Annotated in this window: 21 protein-coding genes; 14 read left to right on the top strand and 7 right to left on the bottom strand. The window is 39.9% G+C overall.

Annotation, left to right across the window (positions count from 1 at the left end):
- Positions 1-146: 146 nt before the first annotated feature.
- From J2S10_RS17525 to J2S10_RS17535, 3 genes are all read left to right on the top strand, one after another.
- On the top strand, positions 147-1127 hold the full coding sequence (locus tag J2S10_RS17525; protein WP_307410110.1) for a zinc-binding dehydrogenase: 981 nt from the start codon (positions 147-149) through the stop codon (positions 1125-1127).
- 212 nt (positions 1128-1339) lie between these two features.
- Entirely contained in the window at positions 1340-2329 is a 990-nt protein-coding gene (locus J2S10_RS17530; RefSeq protein WP_307410112.1) for an aldo/keto reductase, read from the top strand.
- A 3-nt stretch (positions 2330-2332) separates the two neighbouring features.
- Positions 2333-2914 carry a TetR family transcriptional regulator gene (locus J2S10_RS17535; RefSeq protein WP_307410113.1) on the top strand — a complete coding sequence of 194 codons (582 nt, stop codon included), beginning with the start codon at positions 2333-2335 and terminating at the stop codon, positions 2912-2914.
- A gap of 115 nt (positions 2915-3029) precedes the next feature.
- Here J2S10_RS17535 and J2S10_RS17540 read toward each other — a convergent pair whose 3' ends face one another.
- Positions 3030-4628, bottom strand: a complete 1599-nt coding sequence (locus tag J2S10_RS17540) for an FMN-binding glutamate synthase family protein (RefSeq protein WP_307410115.1) — start codon at positions 4626-4628, stop codon at positions 3030-3032.
- A gap of 197 nt (positions 4629-4825) precedes the next feature.
- Between J2S10_RS17540 and J2S10_RS17545 the strand changes: the two genes are divergently transcribed.
- Complete coding sequence (locus tag J2S10_RS17545) at positions 4826-5632, top strand: MBL fold metallo-hydrolase (protein ID WP_307410117.1); 807 nt, start codon at positions 4826-4828, stop codon at positions 5630-5632.
- 169 nt (positions 5633-5801) lie between these two features.
- Here J2S10_RS17545 and J2S10_RS17550 read toward each other — a convergent pair whose 3' ends face one another.
- The 3 genes from J2S10_RS17550 to J2S10_RS17560 all read right to left on the bottom strand — a co-directional run bounded on the left by J2S10_RS17550 (position 5802) and on the right by J2S10_RS17560 (position 6816).
- Positions 5802-5954, bottom strand: a complete 153-nt coding sequence (locus J2S10_RS17550; RefSeq protein ID WP_307410119.1) for a hypothetical protein — start codon at positions 5952-5954, stop codon at positions 5802-5804.
- 224 nt (positions 5955-6178) lie between these two features.
- Positions 6179-6547, bottom strand: a complete 369-nt coding sequence (locus J2S10_RS17555; RefSeq protein WP_307410121.1) for a DUF6220 domain-containing protein — start codon at positions 6545-6547, stop codon at positions 6179-6181.
- A gap of 56 nt (positions 6548-6603) precedes the next feature.
- Positions 6604-6816: an SHOCT domain-containing protein gene (locus J2S10_RS17560; protein WP_307410123.1), complete on the bottom strand. Its 213-nt coding sequence runs from the start codon at positions 6814-6816 to the stop codon at positions 6604-6606.
- Between the two features lie 212 nt (positions 6817-7028).
- On the opposite strand from J2S10_RS17560, the gene J2S10_RS17565 reads away from it, so the two are divergent.
- The 10 genes from J2S10_RS17565 to J2S10_RS17610 all read left to right on the top strand — a co-directional run bounded on the left by J2S10_RS17565 (position 7029) and on the right by J2S10_RS17610 (position 19293).
- Positions 7029-7730 (top strand): response regulator transcription factor, encoded by a 702-nt coding sequence (locus J2S10_RS17565; RefSeq protein WP_370876233.1) that lies wholly within the window; start codon positions 7029-7031, stop codon positions 7728-7730.
- On the top strand, positions 7727-9034 hold the full coding sequence (locus J2S10_RS17570) for a sensor histidine kinase (protein ID WP_307410127.1): 1308 nt from the start codon (positions 7727-7729) through the stop codon (positions 9032-9034). Before J2S10_RS17565 ends, J2S10_RS17570 begins: the two co-directional genes overlap by 4 nt.
- A gap of 395 nt (positions 9035-9429) precedes the next feature.
- Positions 9430-9861: a hypothetical protein gene (locus tag J2S10_RS17575; protein WP_307410129.1), complete on the top strand. Its 432-nt coding sequence runs from the start codon at positions 9430-9432 to the stop codon at positions 9859-9861.
- A 135-nt stretch (positions 9862-9996) separates the two neighbouring features.
- A complete protein-coding gene (locus J2S10_RS17580; protein ID WP_307410131.1) occupies positions 9997-10761 on the top strand; it encodes an SDR family NAD(P)-dependent oxidoreductase in 765 nt (254 codons plus the stop codon).
- A gap of 31 nt (positions 10762-10792) precedes the next feature.
- Positions 10793-11098, top strand: a complete 306-nt coding sequence (locus J2S10_RS17585) for an ArsR/SmtB family transcription factor (protein WP_307410133.1) — start codon at positions 10793-10795, stop codon at positions 11096-11098.
- 890 nt (positions 11099-11988) lie between these two features.
- Positions 11989-13719 (top strand): sigma 54-interacting transcriptional regulator, encoded by a 1731-nt coding sequence (locus J2S10_RS17590; RefSeq protein WP_307410135.1) that lies wholly within the window; start codon positions 11989-11991, stop codon positions 13717-13719.
- A gap of 402 nt (positions 13720-14121) precedes the next feature.
- Positions 14122-15474, top strand: coding sequence for an APC family permease (locus J2S10_RS17595; protein WP_307410137.1), 1353 nt, complete (start codon positions 14122-14124; stop codon positions 15472-15474).
- 79 nt (positions 15475-15553) lie between these two features.
- Positions 15554-16345 carry a carbon-nitrogen hydrolase family protein gene (locus J2S10_RS17600; RefSeq protein WP_307410139.1) on the top strand — a complete coding sequence of 264 codons (792 nt, stop codon included), beginning with the start codon at positions 15554-15556 and terminating at the stop codon, positions 16343-16345.
- Between the two features lie 169 nt (positions 16346-16514).
- The gene (gene gabT / locus J2S10_RS17605; protein ID WP_307410142.1) at positions 16515-17858 is read left to right on the top strand and encodes a 4-aminobutyrate--2-oxoglutarate transaminase; all 1344 of its coding nucleotides are present in this window, start codon (positions 16515-16517) and stop codon (positions 17856-17858) included.
- A gap of 16 nt (positions 17859-17874) precedes the next feature.
- A complete protein-coding gene (locus J2S10_RS17610) occupies positions 17875-19293 on the top strand; it encodes an aldehyde dehydrogenase family protein (RefSeq protein ID WP_307410145.1) in 1419 nt (472 codons plus the stop codon).
- Between the two features lie 236 nt (positions 19294-19529).
- Here J2S10_RS17610 and J2S10_RS17615 read toward each other — a convergent pair whose 3' ends face one another.
- The 3 genes from J2S10_RS17615 to J2S10_RS17625 all read right to left on the bottom strand — a co-directional run bounded on the left by J2S10_RS17615 (position 19530) and on the right by J2S10_RS17625 (position 23041).
- Positions 19530-20606: a branched-chain amino acid aminotransferase gene (locus J2S10_RS17615; protein ID WP_307410147.1), complete on the bottom strand. Its 1077-nt coding sequence runs from the start codon at positions 20604-20606 to the stop codon at positions 19530-19532.
- Between the two features lie 242 nt (positions 20607-20848).
- Positions 20849-21868 (bottom strand): metal-dependent hydrolase, encoded by a 1020-nt coding sequence (locus J2S10_RS17620; protein ID WP_307410150.1) that lies wholly within the window; start codon positions 21866-21868, stop codon positions 20849-20851.
- A gap of 30 nt (positions 21869-21898) precedes the next feature.
- On the bottom strand, positions 21899-23041 hold the full coding sequence (locus J2S10_RS17625) for a glycosyltransferase family 4 protein (RefSeq protein ID WP_307410152.1): 1143 nt from the start codon (positions 23039-23041) through the stop codon (positions 21899-21901).
- Between the last annotated feature and the right edge of the window lie 331 nt (positions 23042-23372).

The following is a 23372-nucleotide window of genomic DNA, read 5'->3' on the forward strand; positions in this document are numbered from 1 at the left end:
ATAAGCTTACGAGGAATATGGAAGCCCTCGTGGCTTTATTTATATGTTTATAAATGAAACCTTGTTTTTTATAAATCCAAGTATATATTGTAAACTAGGTTGGACGAACGAATGATACTAATAATTTTTTACTGGAGATGTTATAGATGAAAGCATTGCTTTTGCATGATAAAGGGCAGTGGAAAGAAATGAAAGTGGAGGATGTGCAAACACCTAAACCAGGAAATGAGGAACTATTGGTCGAGGTACATGCAGTTGGCTTAAACCCTGTTGATTATAAAACAGCCACGGGCGGCAATCCGAATTGGTCTTACCCGCATATTCTCGGTTTAGACGTAACGGGTGTTGTGGCAGAAACAGGTGAAGGCGTAACACAATGGAAAAAGGGAGATCGAGTTGTTTATCACGGGAATCTCACTAAAAAAGGCGGATTTGCTGAATATACGGTGGCAACAGCACACACGGTCTCCCGTATTCCTGATCGCGTGACGTTTGAGGATGCTGCTGCTATTCCTACTGCAGGATATACGGCTTACCAATCTTTATTCCGAAAGCTGCCGTTTAGACAAGTAGAAACGATTTTAATTCACGGAGGAGCTGGTGGTGTTGGAGGTTTCGGGATCCAGCTGGCGAAATATGCTGGTAAAACAGTTATTTCAACTGCCTCTTCTCATAATCATGACTATGTAAAGTCACTTGGTGCAGATTATGTAATTGATTACCGTGAAGAGGACGTTATTGCAAAAGTAATGGAAATTACAAATGGACGTGGTGTTGATACAGTGGTTGATGCCGTGAGCAGACAAAGTGCAACCGATTCTCTAAACATGCTCGCATTCATGGGACACATTGTGTTTATAGCTGGTGCTCCAGATTTTACAATAATAAAACCTTTTACTAAATCTGTTTCATATCATGAAATCGCCCTCGGAGCAGCGCATCAATCCGGGGATGTAAAGGCAGAAAAAGATCTTGCCTTAATAGGAGATGAAATGCTGGCTTTAGTGGCACAAGGGAAAGTCTCTTCCATGCTAAAAGAGGTCATTACACTTGATGAAATACCAGAAGCATTAATTCGTCTTTCAGAACGACATGTAAAAGGTAAAATAGTGGCCAAGATAAAATAAGCATTGAAAATCAAGAGGGTGTCCCAAAGTTGTTTTTGGGACACCCTCTTTAAATCTGTAAGTGATATTTTTGTTTCGAGAAGGCTGAATTGAACAAACTAAATGATGAAATCATAAAACGAAAATCAAATGACAAAATGTAAAATCTGTCATTTGATTTTCGTTTTCACCGATGTTATGATAAAACCATCTTAATTAGGAGGCAATTATATATGTTATATAGAAAACTTGGTCAAAGCGGCCCATCAGTATCAGCACTAGGACTTGGCTGCATGGGAATGTCCGATCTTTATGGTGCAACAGATCGAAAAGAAAGTATCGCAACGATTCATGCGGCACTTGAAGCTGGCATTACCTTGTTCGATACCGGAGATTTTTATGGTGTCGGCCACAACGAACTTCTTTTGAATGAGGCTTTAAAAGGATCAAAACGCGATAATGCATTTATAGCAGTTAAATTTGGTGCCATGAGATCACCAGACGGAGGATGGGTAGGAGTTGATGGTCGTCCGCAGGCGGTAAAAAACTTTTTATCCTACACGTTACAGAGATTAGGTGTCGATTATATTGATCTCTATCAACCTGCACGTGTCGATCCAAATGTGCCGATTGAGGAAACTGTAGGTGCTATTGCTGACATGGTGAAGGCGGGATACGTAAAGCACATTGGGCTTTCTGAGGCGAATGCAGAAACCATCCGTCGTGCACATTCCGTTCACCCGATAAGCTGGCTGCAAATTGAATATTCACTTTTTAGTCGTGGGATTGAAAAAGAAATCTTACCAACTTTACGTGAACTTGGAATAAGCCTTTCGGCATACGGTGTACTTTCACGTGGATTGTTAAGTGGAAAGTGGTCCAAGGATCGTCATGGAGCGCCTGATTTTCGATCTTTCTCTCCACGTTTTATGGGCGAAAACCTGGATAAGAACTTAGCACTTGTAGAGACTTTACGAGAAATAGCTGAAGAAAAACAAACAAATGTGGCACAACTTGCCATTGCGTGGGTCCTCTCTCGAGGTGAGGATGTCATCCCACTAATTGGTGCTCGCAAACGTTCACAACTACAGGATGCATTGAACGCAGTTGGTCTTCAACTTAGCCAATCTGATCTTGAAACAATTGAAGCAGCAGTGCCTGCAGAAGCTGTTGCGGGGACCCGTTATGCTGCTGATCAAATGGGTATGCTCGGAGTAGAGTAAGAGATGGCGGATCATTATTTAACCAAAGAATCCATTTTAGATACGGCGGAACAGGTGCTTCGCCGATTTGGACCAGAGAAAACAAGTGTTGTGGATGTTGCAAGAGCTCTAAATGTTAGCCATGGAACCATTTATCGCCATTTTCCTAGCAAAGCATCATTAAGAGAAGCTGTTGCTGAAAGGTGGCTGCATACTATCTCTTTACCATTAGAGGTTGTTTTTAAACAGGATTGTTCAGCTTCTGAGCGTTTGCGTTTATGGTTAAAGACATTGATTCATATTAAACATACCTTGGTTCAGGAAGATCCTGAGTTATTTACGATGTATACAACACTCGTTGAAGAATCTGTAGATGTGGTAAATGCTCATATTGGTGAATTAATCGGTCAAATCATCCCAATTATTGAAGAAGGAATCACAAATCAAGAATTTAAATCGACAGATCCAGCAGCGACTGCTAGTGGTATCTTTATGGCGACGGCTCGATTTCATCATCCAGCCCACGCAAAAGAATGGACATCACCTACCATTAATCAAGAATTTAATATTGTTTGGAATTTGATTCATTCCGGAATTGTAAAATAAATAATAATAAAGCCAATCTTCCTAACAAGAAGATCGGCTTTTGAAGCTCGAACTAAGGCTAACCCCAAGAGACGAAATTAATGAGAGGAACTCTGCTAAAGCATATATAATCTAGCTAGCCGATTTGTTTTTGAATATCATTTAAAATGCTTTCTAATGAATAGACAACACCCTTATCATCTTTATACATAATATTTTTAGGTGAGAAATGAACGGGTGAGTCTAATCCTGCTGCAGCCGAAATTCGGAATAAGCCCTTTCGCAATGTTATCAGGTAATTGGCGACACGGTATTTTTTTTCGTCAATCACCAGAGCCTTCTGCAGTTCCGGGTCTGTCGTAGCAACCCCGACAGGACAGGCATTTGAATGGCATTTTAATGTTTGAATGCATCCGACGGAGATCATAAATCCGCGCGCGATATTAATAAGGTCGGCTCCCATTGCCAATGCGATCGCAATTCGGTCAGGTGTAAAAAGTTTCCCTGAAGCAATGATTTTCACACGATCACGAACCCCATATTTTTTAAGAGTAGAGACAAGAATTGGAAGTGCTGATTTAATCGGCAATCCAACACTATCAATTAATTCCTGATAGGAGGCACCTGTTCCTCCTTCACCGCCGTCAACCGTGATAAAATCAGGTCCTTTACCCGTTTCCTTCATATACTTTGCTAATTCCTCAGCGCTGTCATTACCGCCAATAACAATCTTCATGCCAACCGGTTTCCCTGTATGCTCGCGGATTTTTTCAATAAAATCACACATCGTTGGCACATCACTGAACTGATAGAAACGGTTTGGGCTATCCACTGATTTGTAGGGTTCTACCTTGCGGATTTCAGCAATTTCAGGATTTACTTTTTCTGCGTCAATATGGCCGCCGCGCGTTTTTGCTCCTTGGGCCAGTTTGAGTTCAAATGCTTTAATCTGGGGAATTTCACTTTTTCGCTTTAACTCGTCCCAGTCAACCTCCCCATTTTTATCACGGATCCCAAATAATGCGGGCCCAATCTGCATAATGATATCAACCCCTCCCTCTAAATGATAGGGAGATAATCCGCCTTCACCCGTATTCATCCACGTCCCTTGGGCGATGGCCAATCCTTTTGAGAGGGCGGTAATCGCATTTTTTCCAAGCGCACCGTAACTCATCGCTGACATCCCGATAAGACCATTTAAGACGAAAGGATGCTTTGTATTCGGGCCAATGACAATAGCATCATCAGCATGCAGTAATTGGGCTGTGGACTCATCCTCTTCCCATTTCTCTTCTCTTTGGGTAAAGAGAGGATCTTTTATTAATAAATATCTTTTTGTTAAAGCTATCGTTTCTTGATCCATTTTAATTTCTTCTGTTAGTTTTGGAAACATATCATTTCGGACATAAAACCCTTCTTCTTCAAAATTACGTTTCGAACCGAACCCGACGACATCGCGCTTATACTTTGCACTGCGGACGATATGTTCATAATCATCTCTTGAAAAAGGTCTACCTTCTGTATCGCTGTTAAACCAATATTGACGAAGTTCGGGTCCCATTTTTTCTAAAAAATAACGAAGCCTGCCGAGTGCGGGATAATTTCGTAAAATGGAGTGCATTTTTTGATTTCGGTCAAACACTAATAGATATAAAACAAAAATCAAAAGTACGATGGCAAGGATGGCGACGATAATGAATCCGATAATAATTAATGTGTTTGCCACAAGACTCATGTTTTTCCCCCTTTGATGGTGAAAATTCCTACAGATTAATATAATCGGACTTAAGCAAATTTATACAGGTTTAAAAAAACTGAACGATTTTTAATTGAGTGATTATTCATTCATCACATGATATAATTAAATTTGAAAATTCGCAATATATCATGAAAACATGTGAAGGACATAGAAAGGAGTGTAAACAATAGGACATGATTCATATTTTTAAGAAAGAAGGCGTAACTTGCGTCGAGGGGAAGGTTGAAAAATTTGGCCGTTCCGTTTATACCTTTTTGGTAGATGGCATGATCATCGATACTGGACCCCAATGCCTTGAAGCTGAATTAATTCCTTTTTATAAAGAACATTCGTTTGACTTAGTGGGCTTAACCCATAGTCATGAGGACCATTCAGGAACCGCTTCATGGATTCAAGAAAACTTGAATGTTCCAATCTATGTCCATCCAAAGGGAATTGGTATTTGCGCACAGCCCTGCTCGTATCCCGAGTATCGGCAATTGACCTGGGGAGTACGCAAAGAATTCCTTACTATGCCGCTGGGAGAGACGATTCAATCTCGAAGTCAGGAATGGAAAGTAATTTATACACCGGGTCATGCCGAGGATCATATTTCTCTTTTTCATGAAGAAACAGGCAGGTTATTTTCCGGTGACTTATTTGTGGCTCCGAAGACAAAGGTCATTATGGATGGCGAATCAATTCCCGTGACGATGGATTCAATCCGAAAGCTGCTCTCTTATGATTTTGAATCGTTGTTTTGTTCCCATGCCGGATATATTCAGGATGGAAAAAGGATGATGGGGCAAAAGTTAGAGCATCTTGAGAATCTTTGCGGTGAAGTGGAACATCTGCATAAGGAAGGACTTTCGGTTGTAGAAATCGATAAAAAGCTTTTTCCGAAAAAGTACCCCATTGTTGCTTTTTCTGAGGGAGAATGGGATTCTCTGCATATTGTCACTTCAATTGTTTCGGATATTGAAAAAATGCGTGTCATATAATGTTGAGGGCTTTCAAGGACAAAAACCGACATGGAAGCAAAAGAATAGTCCTCAATAAGCTCACTTTGGGGACAAAACCTTATGTGAATTGCCCCGTGAATTGAGTGGTGAAAATACTTGCGAATGAACCGGTGATTTGACCTGTTTTTTTCCTGTTTCGCAACACCGGTTAAGTTTTTTCACCGCTTGTTAGATCCTCTCTTATTTGAACAGAACTTTGTGATTTTCCATCAAGAATGACGCGGTCAATATCAAGATAGGGTTTACCGATAATGGCATCATTTGACACAATATGGGCAGTTCCTTTCTTGCTTTCTTTCATCAATAAAAACCTCCAAAAAGATCTTAAAAATCTACATCTAATAATTTGAGCAAACATAAGGTGATTATTCATTTATTAAAAAACTAATCAAACGTTTAATTAAATATACTCATTCAAAACAATTTTCTAAGAAGAAACCATGGAACAACAATTTAAAGTCAAGAAAATAAAAGACCACCCTCGAGAAATCCCACGTTGGTGGTCTTTACCTATGACGGTATAGCTCACGCTCGTTCCTTACCCCTCATGGATCCGGAACGAACTAGAAACACACATGTTGCCACAATTCCTAAGCCATTTACTAAATGAAGTGCCTGAACGAACGGCTGGTGAATCTGTAAGAGCAGAGGCTGGATAAACAATAGGACAAACAATAATGTTGAGAGTCCAATTGATTTGCCGCCTATTTTTCCAAACAAAGCTACTAGTAATAAGAGTAAAGAACAAGCCAAGAGCAGCATGCCCGTTAGCTGATGGATCTTGAAACTTGCTGCATGAAACACTCCCATTCCTGCAAAAAAGAATTCTACAACTAAGCAAATTAAGATTACAATGCTAAGAAAGTAATGTACGTTAGATAATATCCTTTTCATTCAACTGACTCCTTACAATTTCTGAGGCTAACAAATTGATTAATGCCGCTAGATTGTTATTTTTTTAGAGCCTCCTTTAATTTCTGATATTCCTCCTCGTTAATTTCTCCGCCCGCCAAACGTTTTCTGAGAATGGCTTCCGCTTCATCAAAAGAGCCGCAGCGGCGGCCTCCATATTTACGAAAAGTCACTACTCGAAAAATAATAAAACCGATAACTAGAATAAAAAACAAAAATCCGAACCATGGGTAACCATGATGTGCCCACATATTTGTATCCTCCTTATTAAGATTTTTTTACTCGATGCCGTCAATTTAGCAGCACACATTCATAGTAACCGCTAAATATCTCAAACTAAGGAGTAAAATGTCACGAAACCATCAACAACCAATCACAGATTTGCAACAAGTCAATTGTGGAAAACCTGTTAATTTTTTAGTGTGGTAAACTAAATCTAATACTGCGAAGACAAGAGAAAGGGATGCCTTCTGTGAAGCAATTACAAACAGTTTTAGTGGTGGACGATGATAAAAGTATCGTTGATTTGATGCGCGATTTTTTGGAGAACGATGGGTTTCATGTGGAATCAGCGCATGATACAAGTCAAGCGTTAACCTTGATGCAACAAATTCTAGTTGATTGCATCATTCTTGATATCATGATGCCGGGACAAACGGGATTCGATCTGTGTCGGCAGATCCGAACCACAAGTGATGTGCCCATCTTATTTCTTAGTGCACGTGATGATGACGTCAACAAGATACGAGGTCTGGGGTTAGGGGCTGATGATTATATTGTTAAAACGGCTTCACCGGCCGAAGTTGTGGCACGAGTCAGGGCTGTTTTAAGGAGGTTCGGAGTTCAGCAGGGTTCCCGCGTGATGTCACTGAATTATGGACGGCTGGTGTTGGATTTGACGGCAAGGGAAGTTCGGGTCAACGGACAGGAAATTTCTTTTACACCAAGGGAATATGAGCTGCTGCATTTGTTTGCTGAGCATCCCCGTCAGGTATTTACCTACGAACATTTACTGGAAACGTTTTGGAGCGGGGTGGGTGACAAACATACGGTTAGGGTTCATATCTCCCGTATTCGGGAGAAGATTGAAGGCGATCCCAATAACCCGCAATATATTGTGAATGTGTGGGGAATCGGGTACCGCTTTGAGGGAATACCGACATGAAAACACTTCGAATTCGCAAGTTCATGGTCGTTGGCATGATATCCGTTGTGATTTTTCCATGGTTTATTTATTTCATTATTCACTTTAATCCCTTTCGGGAGGGTTCCCAACACCAGAGTCAAACTTTGAATGAAACCATTAATACGATTGTCACGAATTCAGCGGAGTGGACAAATCCTGCATGGCAAAAAAAATTACTGGAACAGCTTTCGCAAGCGAACATTAATGCGGTCATCCTTTCCCCATCTAACCGGCAAATTTTTAAGTTCGGTAATTGGCACGGAAATCCCTGGATGTCAAACCAACAAGTTACGGTCATAGAGGACGGCCGAGTCTTGGGAACGGTGAAAGTACTTTCTAAAGGGGAAAATGATATATTCGCACGATTTTCAGCATTGACTGCTTTGATTCTTGCCATTTTCATTGTTGGGTCTCAAATGCGAAGGTATATTGTAAAGCCTCTCGAAGCAATGAGCGGAACGGCAAGAAGGATTGCGGAAGGAGATCTCGATTTACATCTGCCGGTTTCCCGTGTCACAGAAATAGCTGAAGTACGGACCGGCTTTGAGGTTATGGTGGCAGGTCTTCGTAAATCATTTCAAAAACAAGCCGAGATGGAAGCAGAAAGGCGATTCTTCATTGGGGCGATTGCCCACGACTTACGGACACCTTTGTTTGCTTTAAGGGGGTACTTGGAAGGCTTGGAGCAAGGCATTGCTGCTTCACCGGAGAAGATTTCCAAGTATGTGACAGTATGTAAAGAAAAGTCCGATCAGCTTGACCGGCTCGTATCAGATCTTTTTGCTTTTACGAAGCTTGAATATATGGAACAGACACTTCAATATGAAAAGATGGACGTTGGACTTATATTGAAAAAATCTATTGATAGTGTTAGGCCGCAGGCACAGGATAAAAGCGTCGCTATTCTAGAAAAATCACCTCCTGATAGATGCGATGGTTTTGGAGATTCACATCTATTGGAACGTGCAATGAACAATTTGTTAGATAATGCTCTGAGACACACGCCAAATGGCGGCTGGATTTTTGTTCAATGGTATAAAGATTCAGGAAAAACAATCATTTCTGTCAGGGACACAGGTCCGGGTTTCTCACAGGAAGACTTAAAACATTTGTTTGAGCCATTGTACAGGGGAGAAGTGTCAAGGAATCGGGCAACCGGCGGAGCGGGACTCGGACTAACGATCGCGAGACGGATTTTCAAAGCCCACGGCGGGGACCTTGTTGCAGTGAATGATCCTGATGGAGGGGCAGTATTAACAGGGTGGATAGCAGGTACAGGCTAAGGTCTGGTTCTATAAGGATTTATAATGTGAAAAAAACTAATCAAACGTTTGATTAAATTGGATTGGAACTTGGTATATAAGGATTTTTAATCTGAAATAAAAAACTAATCAAACGTTTGATTAAAGCAAACTATGATTTCACACTATGTGTTTGTTGTTCGCAAATAAACCACTTAGTTTCGCAAATAAAACTAGTCTTTTCGCTGACAAAAGCATAAAAACCCCATCAAAAATTGCTAGAAATATGAAAGCCGCAAGACGGCTGAGGAAAGTTTGCTATTGAATGCAGGGTCCATTTTATTTTCTTGAATAGAATAACTTCCAGTAGAAAAACTTAACAACTATAGTATCCTGTTGCTAAAAGTATTCTTAAAACTAAGGTAGGGAATAGAAATATGTTTTCATTACGAGGGGATGCTCATAAAATTTTTCTTAAACTTGAAAAAGCATTACACAAGGAACAATCCATTAAACACATTAAGGAATTCAAAGAGATTGAAAAAGTGAAGAGTCTTTATCAATCAATTGATAGCGACACATTAAAATTAATTTATTATCGCATGGTAAAGGAAAAAAACGGTTCGGGTATCATCCCCATCTTTGTATCATCCATACCGTGGCTTATTTTTATGTTTTCAAATCAACTATCAAAGTTTCTTTTTAAAGAAGGAAGCCGGCTTTGGCTTGTATTTAGTTTTGTCTACATAGTTGCTCTAACCATAAGTGTCGTTCTTCATTTTCGTGAAAAAGCATGGGCAGCTTTTCACATCGAAATCATTCAGGACATATTGTATGAAAGAAAAATGCAGACTCCAAGGGATAGTTGATGGATTTCAGATATAGCTCTCTAAAAAGTGGGCCTGTACTTTAGCGGACAATTGACAGCGGATAAAATTCTATATATTATATGTTTAAGTGATTAAACATTTAAACATTCGAACAAACAAAGGAGGGCATTGAATATGACAAAAACTGCATTAATTACCGGGGCTACGAGCGGTTTAGGATATGAGTTTGTGAAACTATTTGCCAATGATGGCTACAACCTAGTGCTAGTTGCTAGAAACGGAAAAAAACTCGAGGAAATCAAGCAAACTTATACTAATATAGACGTTACCGTCATCTCTAAGGATCTAGGTGTCTTGGGAGCACCGAAAGAGGTATTTGAAGAAGTTGAAAAACGCGGGATTAACGTTGATATTCTCGTTAATAATGCCGGATTCGGGTTAATGGGCAAGTTCGATGACCTGGATATACAAAAACAAGTAAACATGATTCAATTAAACATAACCGCACTGACTGAGTTAACCTTTTACTTCCTGCAAAAAATGAAACTCAACAACAGCGGCAGAGTTTTAAATGTGGCAAGTACGGCGGCATTCCAGCCCGGTCCGCTAATGGCCGTGTACTATGCAACCAAGGCATTTGTCCTTTCGTTTTCAGAAGCACTTGTTGAAGAGCTGGCGGGCAGTGCAATCACCGTTACAACCCTTTGTCCGGGTCCGACAAAAACTAATTTCGGGTCGGTTGCTAATGTGGAAGGCACAAAAATGTTCAGCAGCGCGATGGCTTCTGATCTAGTAGCAAAAAAAGGATATGAGGCATTGATGAGCGGAAAGCGCGTAATCATAACAGGCGGATTTAATAAAGCAGGAGCACTCGGGGCTAAATTTATGCCAAGAAGCACAGCGGCTAAAATCGCCAAGTATATTGCAGGAGAAAAGTAATAATTGCGTAGAATCCGGGGGTAATCCATTTATGGCACAACAAGCAATTGAGGTATTCAGGGCATGTATCCCGTTATTTAACGCCTTAAGTGATCCTGCCAGGCAGGATATTATTTTAATGCTTGCAGAACACGAGACGTTAAGCGTCAATGAAATTGCCGAACAATCGAACCTGTCACGACCGGCAATATCGCATCATTTAAAAATCATGCGTGATAATCATCTCGTAGAAATAGAACAAAAAGGGACACAGCGCTATTATTCTCTTTCATTAGATCAAAGTGTAAAGCAATTGAAGCAACTGATTGAAATCGTTGAAAGTGAGTGTATTCTTTAGTTTTAGGAAGTCACATTCATTAAGAAACTATGGGAAGCAGGAAATCTTGATGCATTCTATAACACAAGGGTTATGAAAATTCTATTCTAGAGACTAGTGATATCGCAAAGTTGTCCAAAATATAAATGGAGTTGCTGAAGATACTAACTGTGAATCGGTAATAGTTTAGTTCAACATAAAAAGACACCTTGTAAAAGTTACTTACAGGTTAACTTGTGTGGGGAAGAAGTGTCAAATCACTGGTTCATACGCCAATCTTTCACGACTTAAATCACGGAACAATTCACAAAAGGTTTTGCCCCCCAAGAGAGCTAATAGTGACTTTTTCTCTAAAAACATTTCTTTTGAAGTAGTGAAAAGAGATGTCCTTAGGCTCCGCTTTCAAGGACAATTTCCAGGTTTACAAGGCGGGTATTGTCCTTAAGAGCCCTTAATCAGCGGCAGAAATTGGGTTGAAATGAGCAAATAGGGTCATTTACACAGCAATTTCACACATCCTCTACTAATTATTGCTTTCATGTGATTTGATATATAAAAATAAGATTAAAATACCATAAAACCTTGATATTATAACAAAGCAATGCACACGAATTCATATGTTAAGTGACGTGTGCATTGCTTTGTTATTTTATTGTTTGCACCTCTAAAGTGAACCCGGTAAAAAGTTACAGGGGGTCTCTTTTTATGGAATGAAATGGGACCTGCACTAAGGGGCTATTAGAAAGGTTTGTCGTACCTCACGTTTACTATTTTTGTTAATTGTGATAATTCATTCAATTACGTATAATTGTTATACAGAAATGAATAACTACCAAGGGCTTTTTTGTTTTTAAAAGGCTCATGTTTCTTGGGGCAGGATGAAGTTACAAGCCGGAAAGGAAGAAACGAAATTGGATTATAATCAAGACTTTGCCATAGTAGATGATGTATCTAACGTTAAGGAAGCCTTAGATACTATGATTCAAAATAATTTACGGTTATTGGTTATTCAAAAAGGAGGCAATCCGGTTGGGATTTGTGATAGTCACCTTCTTCTCATGCAAACAGGCAGGCTTGACCAAAAGATCGTTTATGACACCGAATTTATAACGATTAGGGATCATCAGGACTTTTCCATATCCGTTCATGATTTTTCCTATGCCTTGATTGTCGATGGAAAGAATCAAATAATCGGCTGGACAGATGGTAAATCAGTAGAAATCGATTCATTAAAGCTGGCATACTCGAAGGATATGAGGGCGATGACAACTGATTTAGAAGCGATTGTTGATTCCATTTACGATGAAGTATTGGTCGTAGACGCTCAAGGAAAAATCATCAGAGTTTCGAATCGAAGCACCAACAATTTATGGGGGGTAAACCTGCAAACGGTTATTGGCCAAAATATTTTAGACCTTGAAGAAAAAGGCTGGTTTAAGCCTTCGGTAACCAGAAAAGTAATCGAAGAAAAAAAGAAAATTTCGATTGTACAGCATAACCGATTTGGCCGGAAAATTTTAGCTGTCGGGAATCCGATTTTTAATCGAAAAAAAGAATTAGTACGGATTGTCATTGCCTCCCGGGATATTACCGAAGAAACGAGATTAGAAAAAGAGCTCGAGGAAGCAAAAACGTTAAAAGAGCAATACCGTAAAGAGGTCGATATATTAAGAAAGGTTCATCAAGGTAATGGGAAGAGGATCATCTATCAATCGGAGCAAATGAAAAATTTAATGTTTGAAGTGGAACGTGTCGCTCAGGTTGAATCAACGGTTACCATTTACGGAGAGTCTGGTGTGGGGAAAGAATTAATTGCCCATTCCATCCATCAGCTAAGCCCGCGTGCGGAAAAGCCCTTTATCCGGATAAACTGCGGTTCGATTCCCGAGAATTTATTGGAAAGTGAATTATTTGGGTATGAAAAAGGTGCTTTTACCGGCGCTCTGGGCAATGGGAAAAAGGGTTTATTCGAATTAGCCAATGAGGGAACCCTCTTTCTTGATGAGATTGGGGAGCTGCCGTTAAATTTACAGGTTAAACTTCTAAGGGCAATTCAAGAACGCGAGATCATGAAAATTGGCGGAACGAAAACCATTCCCATTAATATTAGAATTATCGCTGCTACCAATAAAAATCTGGAGGAAATGGTGACAGCGGGGACGTTTCGTGAAGACTTATTTTACCGGATTCATGTGATTCCATTAATTGTTCCGCCATTGCGTGAGAGAATGGATGATATCGAGCACCTGGTGTATCATTTTCTAGAATATTATAATGATAGATTTTCTACAAAAAAGCATTTTTCAGAGGATGCAATGGAAATGTTAAATGCCTACAAGTGGCCGGGGAATATAAGACAATTACAAAATGTAACGGAAAGAGCGATGGTTATTACCTCCAATCAAATGATAACAGCGAATGATCTGGTGAAAATTCTGGAGAATCGCAAGAAGAGCCAAAATCCGGTCGAGGTCCATTCCATTATCCCTTTACAAATTGCGGTCCAAGATACAGAAAAACAACTTCTTCATTTAGCCCTTTCAAAATATAATACGCTAACCAAAGTAGCAGAAGTGCTTGAAGTGAGCCAGCCTACGATAAGCAGACTTTATAACAAGCTAAAGAACAATATGGGAGTTTAAGTATAAAGTAGTTAAACAATCTATTACCCAAATGATTTTTCAAAAAAAGACATGTTCATTCATTTTTGAATAATTGTCATTCAAAAATGAATGAGCCGCTCTTATTATTGCGTTCAAATAAGGGGAGAAACCAAACGGAACGGCTTTTAAAAAGAATGGCACAATAATTGCATTTTAGTAGGGTGACCTTAATTCTATTAATTTTCATGGGGATGGATGGGGAATTTTTTCTTTATAAAAGGGGGTAAAAGCCAGTTCAAAGTACATATTGTTACGTGTTATTGGCAAATTTTATTTAAAAGTTTCAGATTATTCAAACTAGAAAAAATAGTCATATTCTTTACTGGTAACTGCAATTTTCCAATTCTATGACCTTATCAAAAGATCTGAAGGGGGATTTTAATGAAAAATCGAGAGGTATCACTGGAACGTTCACTAACCTTATCCCATTTGGTCCTTTTTGGACTGGCCTATTTGGCGCCAATGATTGTATTTGGAATTTATGGTACCGTTGCCCAAGCGACACACGGTCTTGAGGCAAGTGCTTATCTTGTGGCGTTAGTCGCCATGTTTTTTACCGCTTTCAGCTATACTCAAATGGTTAAAGCCTTTCCTGTTGCAGGCTCCGCTTATACCTACACGAGGAAATCACTCAATCCGCATTTAGGGTTTATGGTCGGATGGGCAACCCTTCTGGACTATGTGTTCATTCCGATGGCGATATGGCTAATTGGAAGCGCTTATTTTAATGCCGCCTTTCCTGCAGTGCCAACATGGTTATGGGTAGTATCGTTTATTTTAGTGACTACCGTAATCAATATCTTTGGAATCAAATTAAGTACTAAAGTGAACTCGTTGATGATGGTATTTCAATTTTTAGTCATTGCCTTCTTTATTATTTTAAGCATTAAAAGTATCGTAGGCGGCATGGGTGAGGCAACACTAGTTTCCATAAATCCATTTATCAATGGACACGTATCGTTTTCATTCGTCCTTGCCGGGGCTTCCATCGCTTGTTATTCATTCCTGGGATTTGATGCGATTTCAACGTTTACCGAAGAGGCCCTTCACCCCGAAAAAAATATTCCAAGAGCGATTATTCTTACGACGGTAATTGGCGGCGCTATTTTCATCGTTTCATCCTATTTCACCCAATTAGTGCATCCAAATTTTAATAATTTTAAAAGTATCGATTCAGCCGGCTTTGAAATTGCCAAACAAATTGGCGGGAATTTATTTAGCTCTATTTTTCTTGCAGGGATCATTATTGCACAGTTTGCATCGGGAATATCCGCTCAAGCCAGTGCTTCGAGATTGCTGTATGCAATGGGCCGAGATTCTGTGCTTCCAAAGAAATTCTTTGGCTATCTTCATCCTAAATACAAAACACCGGTACTCAACATTATCCTGGTGGCGGTAATCGGTTTGTTAGCATTAAAGCTCAACGTTTCCACTTCTACTTCTTTTATTAACTTTGGCGCATTCATCGCCTTTACGTTAGTCAATGTTTCCGTCATTGCACACTACTATGTAAAAGGAAGAAGAAGAGTTGGGAAGGATAACCTATTCTTTTTATTATTTCCGCTCATTGGCGTTTGTTTTGACTTCTGGCTGTTAGTGAATTTGGATAAAAACGCGTTGGTTTTAGGGGGAATTTGGGCAGCTTGCGGGTTTGCCTACTTGCTATTCCTCACAAAAATGTTTAAAAACCAACCGCCGGAAATGCATTTTGAAAATGTTGATGAAGCGGTGTAAGACTTTAAGAATGATAGAAGGATGGCTCCGAGTCGATGAATATTCGGAGCCTCTTATTCGAAATTGGAGGAGAATGCGAATGGAAAAAACATGTAGAATCGCGCTTGCACAGCTTACTGTCATCGATGGAAATAAAGAAGAGAATCTAAAGAAAATGGAGGAGGCCATTAAAATTGCCTCCGAAGCAGCTGCAGATATTCTCATTTTACCTGAGTTAAATTTAACGGGGCTTGTCTCTGAGGAGCAAATGAAAACAATGGCTGAGGTGCGTGAAGGGGAAAGCTTTAGACGAATTCAAACAATGGTAAGGAGCTATTCGGTTTCCTTGGTTTATTCCTTTCCAGAATATGTTTCTGATGAGGAGATGTATATCACTTCTTGCTTTTTGAATAAAGATGGGCAGACACTTGCTTATTATCGAAAGACTCATCTTTTTACAGATGAAAAACGGCTTTTTAGCCGGGGGAATGAGTGGATAAAAGTGAGTTTGGGCCCTTTATCGATTGGTCTTCTTACCTGTTATGATATTGAATTTCCCGAACCGGCAAGGGCGTTGGCCTTACAAGGGGTCAATCTCCTCATCGTGAATTCTGCGAATATGGCACCCTATGAATATATTCACCGGTTATTTATTCAGGCTCGAGCACTCGAAAATCAATGTTTTGTTGTTTACTGCAATCGTATTGGCGCGAATCAAAAATATGAATACCGCGGACAAAGTGCCGTGATTGGCCCGGATGGAAAGCTGATTACGGAAATGGAAGAGAATGTAGAAGCAGTTAAAATCATTGATTTATCGTTAGAGGATATCCAAAAAGCAACTACAGTATTTAATTATTTAGCTGACCGAAGACAAGAACTCTATCAATGAATTTAATTTCATTCAAAAATGAATGATGTTATTCATTTTTGAATGATGATTCCATTAGGTATTTTGACAGGTACGCTTTTATAGGGAATTGAGAACTTGGCATGAAATTTGCATAACATAAAAGTAAGTAAACGCATTTTTTAAACCGAAATTGGAAGGGGAAAATAACATGAAAACGACTATGAATTCGATTGAACTAAAGACATCCATTCCGGGGCCAAAATCTTCCTCTCTATTAGAAAGAAGAGCCAATAATGTCCCTCAAGGAGTTTCCAATACGGTACCATCTTTTGCTGCCAAAGGAAAAGGTGCTCTCTTAGAAGACGTAGATGGGAATGTATTCATCGATTTAGGCGGTGCGATTGGAACATTAAATGCAGGTCACTGCCCGCCAAAGGTAGTGGAAGCCTTAACAGAACAAATTCAAAAGTATATCCATCCAGGCTTTAATGTTATGATGTACGAACCATATATCGAGCTTGCTGAAAAGTTAAATCAAATCACACCCGGAACACATGACAAAAAGACCTTTTTCTTGAACAGCGGTGCAGAAGCGGTCGAAAATGCCGTAAAAATCGCCCGAAAATATACGGGCAGGAAGGCGGTTATCTCCTTTGATCGAGGATTCCATGGCAGAACCTTGTTAGCCATGTCCCTGACCAGTAAAGTGAAACCTTATAAGTTTGGCTTTGGTCCGTTTGCACCTGATACCTATAAGGCACGCTATCCATATTATTACCGGGCACCATTTGGCGTCACGCCTGAAGAGCTGGATCAAAATCTATTAGACCAGCTGGAAGACTTTTTCTTATCAGAAGTCCCTGCTGAAGAAATTGCGGCGATCATTATGGAGCCTGTTCAAGGTGAAGGTGGATTTATCATTCCATCTAAGACCTTTGTTCAAGGTGTGAAGCGGATTTGTGAAAAGCACGGAATTCTTTTTATTGCGGATGAAATCCAAACGGGCTTTGGCCGTACGGGGAAAATGTTTGCCATCGAGCACTTTGATGTAGTTCCGGACATCATGACGATGTCGAAGTCGATTGCAGCGGGACTCCCAATTAGTGCCGTAACAGGCCGTGCGGAAATCATGGATGCAGCAGCACCCGGTGAAATAGGCGGTACGTATGGCGGCAGTCCATTGGGATGTGTAGCGGGGGTAAAGGTCATTGAGATGATTGATGAAGAAAAGCTGGTTGACCGTGCCAATGCAATTGGAGAAAGAATTATGTGGCGTTTTACCGGTTTGAAAAATACACTTAATGTAATTGGCGATGTTCGCGGCTTAGGCGCCATGTGTGCAGTGGAACTTGTAAAAGATCCGCAAACAAAAGAACCTAATAAAGATCTAACGGCAAAAGTGGTCCAAGAATGTAACAAACGGGGTGTCATTGTCCTTAGCGCAGGACTTTATGGGAATGTATTACGCTTCCTTTCACCGCTCGTCATCACAGATGACCAGCTAGATGAAGCGCTTGATGTGATTGAAGAAGTGCTAAAACAACTGGTATAGAATAGGAGTGATTTGGATGAAAAAACAGTTATTTATTAATGGTGAATGGGTAGAAGCGAAAGAGTATCGCCCTTTATACAGTCCTTATAATAATGAACTGCTGGCAGAAATCGCGTATGCCGATGGAACAGAAGTCGATTCTGCCATTACTGCCGCCGAAAATGCCAGACCTCTCATGGCAAAAATGCCGGCTCACGAACGCGCATCTATTTTAGAAAGACTAGTAGAATTAATGACAAAGAATGAAGAAGAGTGTGTCCGTCTCCTTGCGCTTGAGGCAGCAAAGCCTTGGACGACAGCGAAGGCTGAAGTAGCAAGAACGATCATGACCTATAAGTTTGCGGCAGAAGAAGCAAGGCGGATACACGGAGAAACGATTCCGATGGATGCCGCACCGGGAGGAGAGGGCCGGATTTCCTTTACAATCCGTCAGCCTATCGGTGTGGTTGCCGCCATCACACCTTTTAACTTTCCGATGAACCTGGTTGCCCACAAGGTAGGCCCGGCGATTGCTGCAGGAAATACGATTGTCTTAAAGCCTGCATCGCAAACGCCATTGACTTCTCTGTATTTAGCGGAATTACTTCAAGAAGCCGGCTTGCCTAACGGGGCGCTAAATGTGGTAACAGGCAGCGGTAGTGTTGTTGGAGACCGCTTGATTCAGGATGATCGGGTGAAAGCTATCACGTTTACCGGCAGTCCGGCAGTCGGAATTGGATTGCGCAGCAAAGCCGGGTTAAAAAAGGTGACCCTCGAGCTTGGTTCCAACTCAGCGTTAATCGTCGATAAGGGAGTAGATGTCGATTCGATTATTCCGAGGGCCGTAACAGGAGCTTTCTCTTTTGCCGGCCAGGTTTGTATTTCCCTGCAAAGAGCCTATGTTCATGAAGAGTTGTATGATGAATTCGTTGAAAAATTTGTTGCCAAAGCGAGGAGCTTAAAATTAGGGAGTCCGCTTGATCCTGAAACAGAAGTATCGGCCTTGATTAGTCCAAAGGATGTCGATCGTACGCTTCAATGGATTGAAGAAGCAAGACAATCCGGTGCTATTGTTGCTGCAGGAGGCGGGCGCGAAGGAAATATCGTCGAGCCTACGGTTCTATTAAATGTGGATCCGAAAGAGAAGGTTTCCTGCCAAGAGGTCTTTGCTCCGATTGTCTTAATAAATAAAATAACATCTGTAGATGAAGCGATTCATTATGTGAATGATTCGAGATACGGACTTCAAGCCGGGATCTATACCAACAATGTCTTTACAGCACTAAAAGCTGCTGAAGAGTTAGAGGTAGGGGGCGTAATGGTTAATGACATCCCAACCTTCCGTGTTGACCACATGCCATATGGCGGTGTGAAGGAAAGCGGCATAGGTCGGGAAGGATTGAAATATGCGATTGAAGAAATGACGGAGATGAAACTGGTTAGTTTTAAGAAATAAAAAGGGACATTTTATATAGAGGGGAAAGTTTTCGGCAAGACAGTTACAAAAAATTCCTTCCATGAAAAGAATGTTAAGGATGGTTGACCCTCTCTTTATTACAAAAAAAACAAGCTTGAGGAAGAACTTTCACCTCAAGCTTGTTTTTTTAATTACTAAACATTTTCCATAAAAAGGGGTATTTATCTGGTTTTTTCATGGGAAATAGGTACTTGGTGATCAATCTAAAAATTAGACTACACTTGAGCAACTTTAATTATCCAGTTAAATGGATCTTCTTTTTTTCCAAGCTGTATGCCGGTAATTTCATCATATACGCGCTGTGAAAGCTGGCCAATTTTTTGATGGTTGATTTCAATTGAACGATCGTTCCAATTTAATTCGCCAACGGGTGAAATGACGGCAGCTGTTCCTGATCCAAATACTTCTTCAAGGTCACCGCGCTCGTGGGCAGCAAAGACTTCTTCAATCGAAATTTTTTCTTCGCGTACAGGAATATTCCAATGTTTTAGTAATTGAATAACGGAATCACGTGTAACACCGCTTAAAATGCTGCCGTTTAATTTAGGTGTTACTACTTCGCCTTTGATCTTGAAGAAAATATTCATACTGCCTACTTCTTCAACATACTTATTTTCTTTCGCATCCAGCCAAAGAATTTGGGCAAAGCCTTTCGCCTCTGCCACTTCTTGTGCTTTCATGCTGGCGGCATAATTGCCGGCAGTCTTCACATGCCCGACTCCTCCAATAACTGCCCGGACGTACTGCTCTTCAACATATATTTTGACAGGACTTAATTGGTCTCCATAATAGGCTCCTACCGGAGAAAGGATGACGAGCAATTTATATTGGTGGGAAGGCCGTACACCAAGATAGGGTTCCGTAGCGAAAATAAACGGGCGAATGTAAAGCGATGTCCCATCACCTTCAGGAATCCAATCTTTTTCAATAAGAATTAATTCTTTAATCGCTTTTAATAAAAAATTCTCATCAATTTGGGGGATACATAGTCTGTCACATGATTCATTAAATCGCTTCATGTTTTTTTCCGGACGGAAGAGCTGGATCGTTCCATCCGCTGTCTTATAGGCCTTTAATCCTTCGAAGATAGCTTGCCCATAGTGAAAAACCATTGCGGCCGGATCGAGTATCAGCTGCTCGTAAGGAGTGATCCTCGGTTCATACCAGCCTTTTTCTGAATGATAATCCATTACAAACATGTAATCGCTGTAATACTTCCCAAAACCCAATGAATCGGCTTTAGGTTTTACCTTTAATTCTTCACTTTGAATAAATGCAATTTCTTGTTTCATGATACACCTCTTATTGATTCCTTAATATTGAGACTATTGTTATAAAATATCTTCTTTAACTATACCACTTATTACGTTCAACCTTACATGATTTGGATAGTTTTTGCAGGGAATGGCCATTAAATTCATGGCTTTTTGAATTGCCGCTAATGGCCATACGTATCATTAAAATTATTCAACAGCTATCATTCTGTGATCGTAAAAGGCTAATATAGCCAAACTATGTCATAAAGTAAAAAGGATTAAGGCACCCGTGCCTTAATCCTCTTTTCATTAATTGATCCAGGAGTATTCTTTAAGTTTCTTAACACTTTTTTGTAGTGCCTTAAAGAGGTTATCGTACCTATATAGCCATTCTTATTTTTGAAATCAAAGGAAATGAAAAGGATGGCAAGGGTAGGGAAAGATTTATTCGTTCGAAAACGGAGATCCTTCCAAAAGACAAAGTAGCCGCTTTTACTTGCTCTTACAAATGGATAAGCATAATTTGTACTAGCAATAAAGTCTGAAATGGTCGGATCATTCCTACTATCTGAAACAAATGCCGGAAAGTCTATTTTTTTAGAAAGGGTATGTTCAATATAAAGATTATCATTTAAATAAATACCGAATAAAAAATCCTCGTTCGTCTCAATCAATATGTCCCACTTAAACATAGCAGTACGTGGGATTAGTTTTATGCGGACTGCATTCAGAAAGTGATTTTGTAAATGTTTTTTCGTTAATAATGCTGAAAGAATTCGAATTGAAAGGTATAAAAATATGAATAGATAAATAAAAAGAAAGGTTTTCCCTGCTGTAAAGAAGGGGAGTAAACTAAACCCTAGAGAATGGAGAAACAAAATATAAGGATCAATTAAAGTGATAGAATCAAAGGAAACCCATTTTCGGGAAAAAGGCAGCAAGATTTGTGTCCCGTGTACATTGAATAAATCAAAAAACACATGTACCATCACTGCTAAAAGTGTCCATAAAAATAAGTGAAGAAAAGATAAATCTGGGAAGAATGGATAAATCAAGCCAGAAACAATGATACCCCATAACGGAAGTGCAGGAAGTGAGTGAGAAATGGCCCTGTGATTCCGAAAATAACTGCCTTTTCCTTTCAATCGATAGATAATGTCAAAATCAGGTGCGTTTGAACCGATAACCGTACCTAAAATAACAGCCTGTGATAGCGTAATATTTTCTGAGACAGCCGGATCGATTTGAGAGAGAGCGCCTAATCCTAAGCCTATAATAATGTGAGAGAAAGTATCCACTTGATCACTCCTAGTCCCAGGTTTATAGACTCACGCATATTTTTGAATTTTTGGTTCATCGATAACCTTAGAATAATGCCAAAGTAAATTGGCAAAAATGTTATTCCAACTTTGTGTTAAAGCATAATTTCTTCCCTCTAGCCCTAATTGCTTCCGTAAACTATGATTTTCTAATAGCAGAAGAATGGCGATTACAAATTCCTGTACATTGCCCGGTTCACACAAATACCCTGTAACCCCCGTTTGGATAATATTTTTTACACCGCCGGAATTAGCAGTAATAGCAGGCGTCCCGCTTGCAAGTGCTTCGAGAACCACATTGCCAAATGTTTCTGTAGGAGAAGGAAAAACAAATAGGTCTGAAGCGGAATAAAATTCCGCTAATTGTTCTCCTTTTAAAAATCCTGTAAAGATCATGTTCTCCGGAGCTTCGTTTTGAAGTTCATCCCTTTGCGGACCGTCTCCAATAATCAGCCAATGAATTTGCTCATTGATCTCAGATGGCAGTGTTTTTGCTACAGCAAGAAGAGTTTTTAAATCTTTTTCCGGTGCCAATCTACCTACATAGGTAAGGAGGTATTTTTTTGAAAGGCCGTATTGCTCACGAACAGTCTTTTTATCATAAAAAGGGTGAAAATGCTGGCAATCGACCCCTCCGGACCAAATTTCTAAATTCGCAAATCCCTGCTGTTTTAGCTGCTTTAACGTTTCATTGGAAGGGACAAATAATTTTTTACATGGCCGATGGAACCAATTCATGTATTTCCAAAGGATTTTAGAAAGGAATTGAAGGTCATAAAATTGTAAGTAATAATCGAAGTCGGTATGATAGGAGCCGACAAGTGGAATGTTTAATTTTTTGGCCAAATAAATACCGCACAGTCCGATATTAAATGGAGTAGCGACATGGATGATATCGGGAGAGAACTGTTGTAATTCTGATTTGATTCGAAAAAGGTTAGGAAACGCAAGACGACATTCCGGATATAAGAAAAAAGAGAAGCTTTTAAAGCGGCGAATATGGGTAGAAACATATTCGTTTGAATGAGAATCAGGTGCAAAGACTTTATAGACTATGTTTTGGTCATCTAAATAAGTAGTAAAATGTTTAAGCGTTCGAGCAACCCCGTTTATGTCCGGATGGAAGGTATCTGTGAAAATAGCAATTCTCATAAAAATCTCCTCCTAAACGATATACCTATCCCACAAAAGCAATACCCTGCTCCTTCAACTGTCATCCTCATCCAATCCCTCCAAATAATAAAGTCCCCTTTATTGTATTAGGAAATGGGAAATCTTTTCTTGACCTTTTGTTAAAATAATGTAAAAATTCTGTATATTTAGGATTCAATTTAGGTGACAGGCACCGTTCATGGACAGATTGGGGTATGTGTCCGTTGTATATGGACACAAGGAAACGAAATTGGTTTTATGAGTAAATCACCACTAAATCATTAAGAATTTTTTGAGTTTTTGTTAAATTGTTGTATTACAAGCATGATTA

This window comes from Neobacillus ginsengisoli (assembly GCF_030813055.1).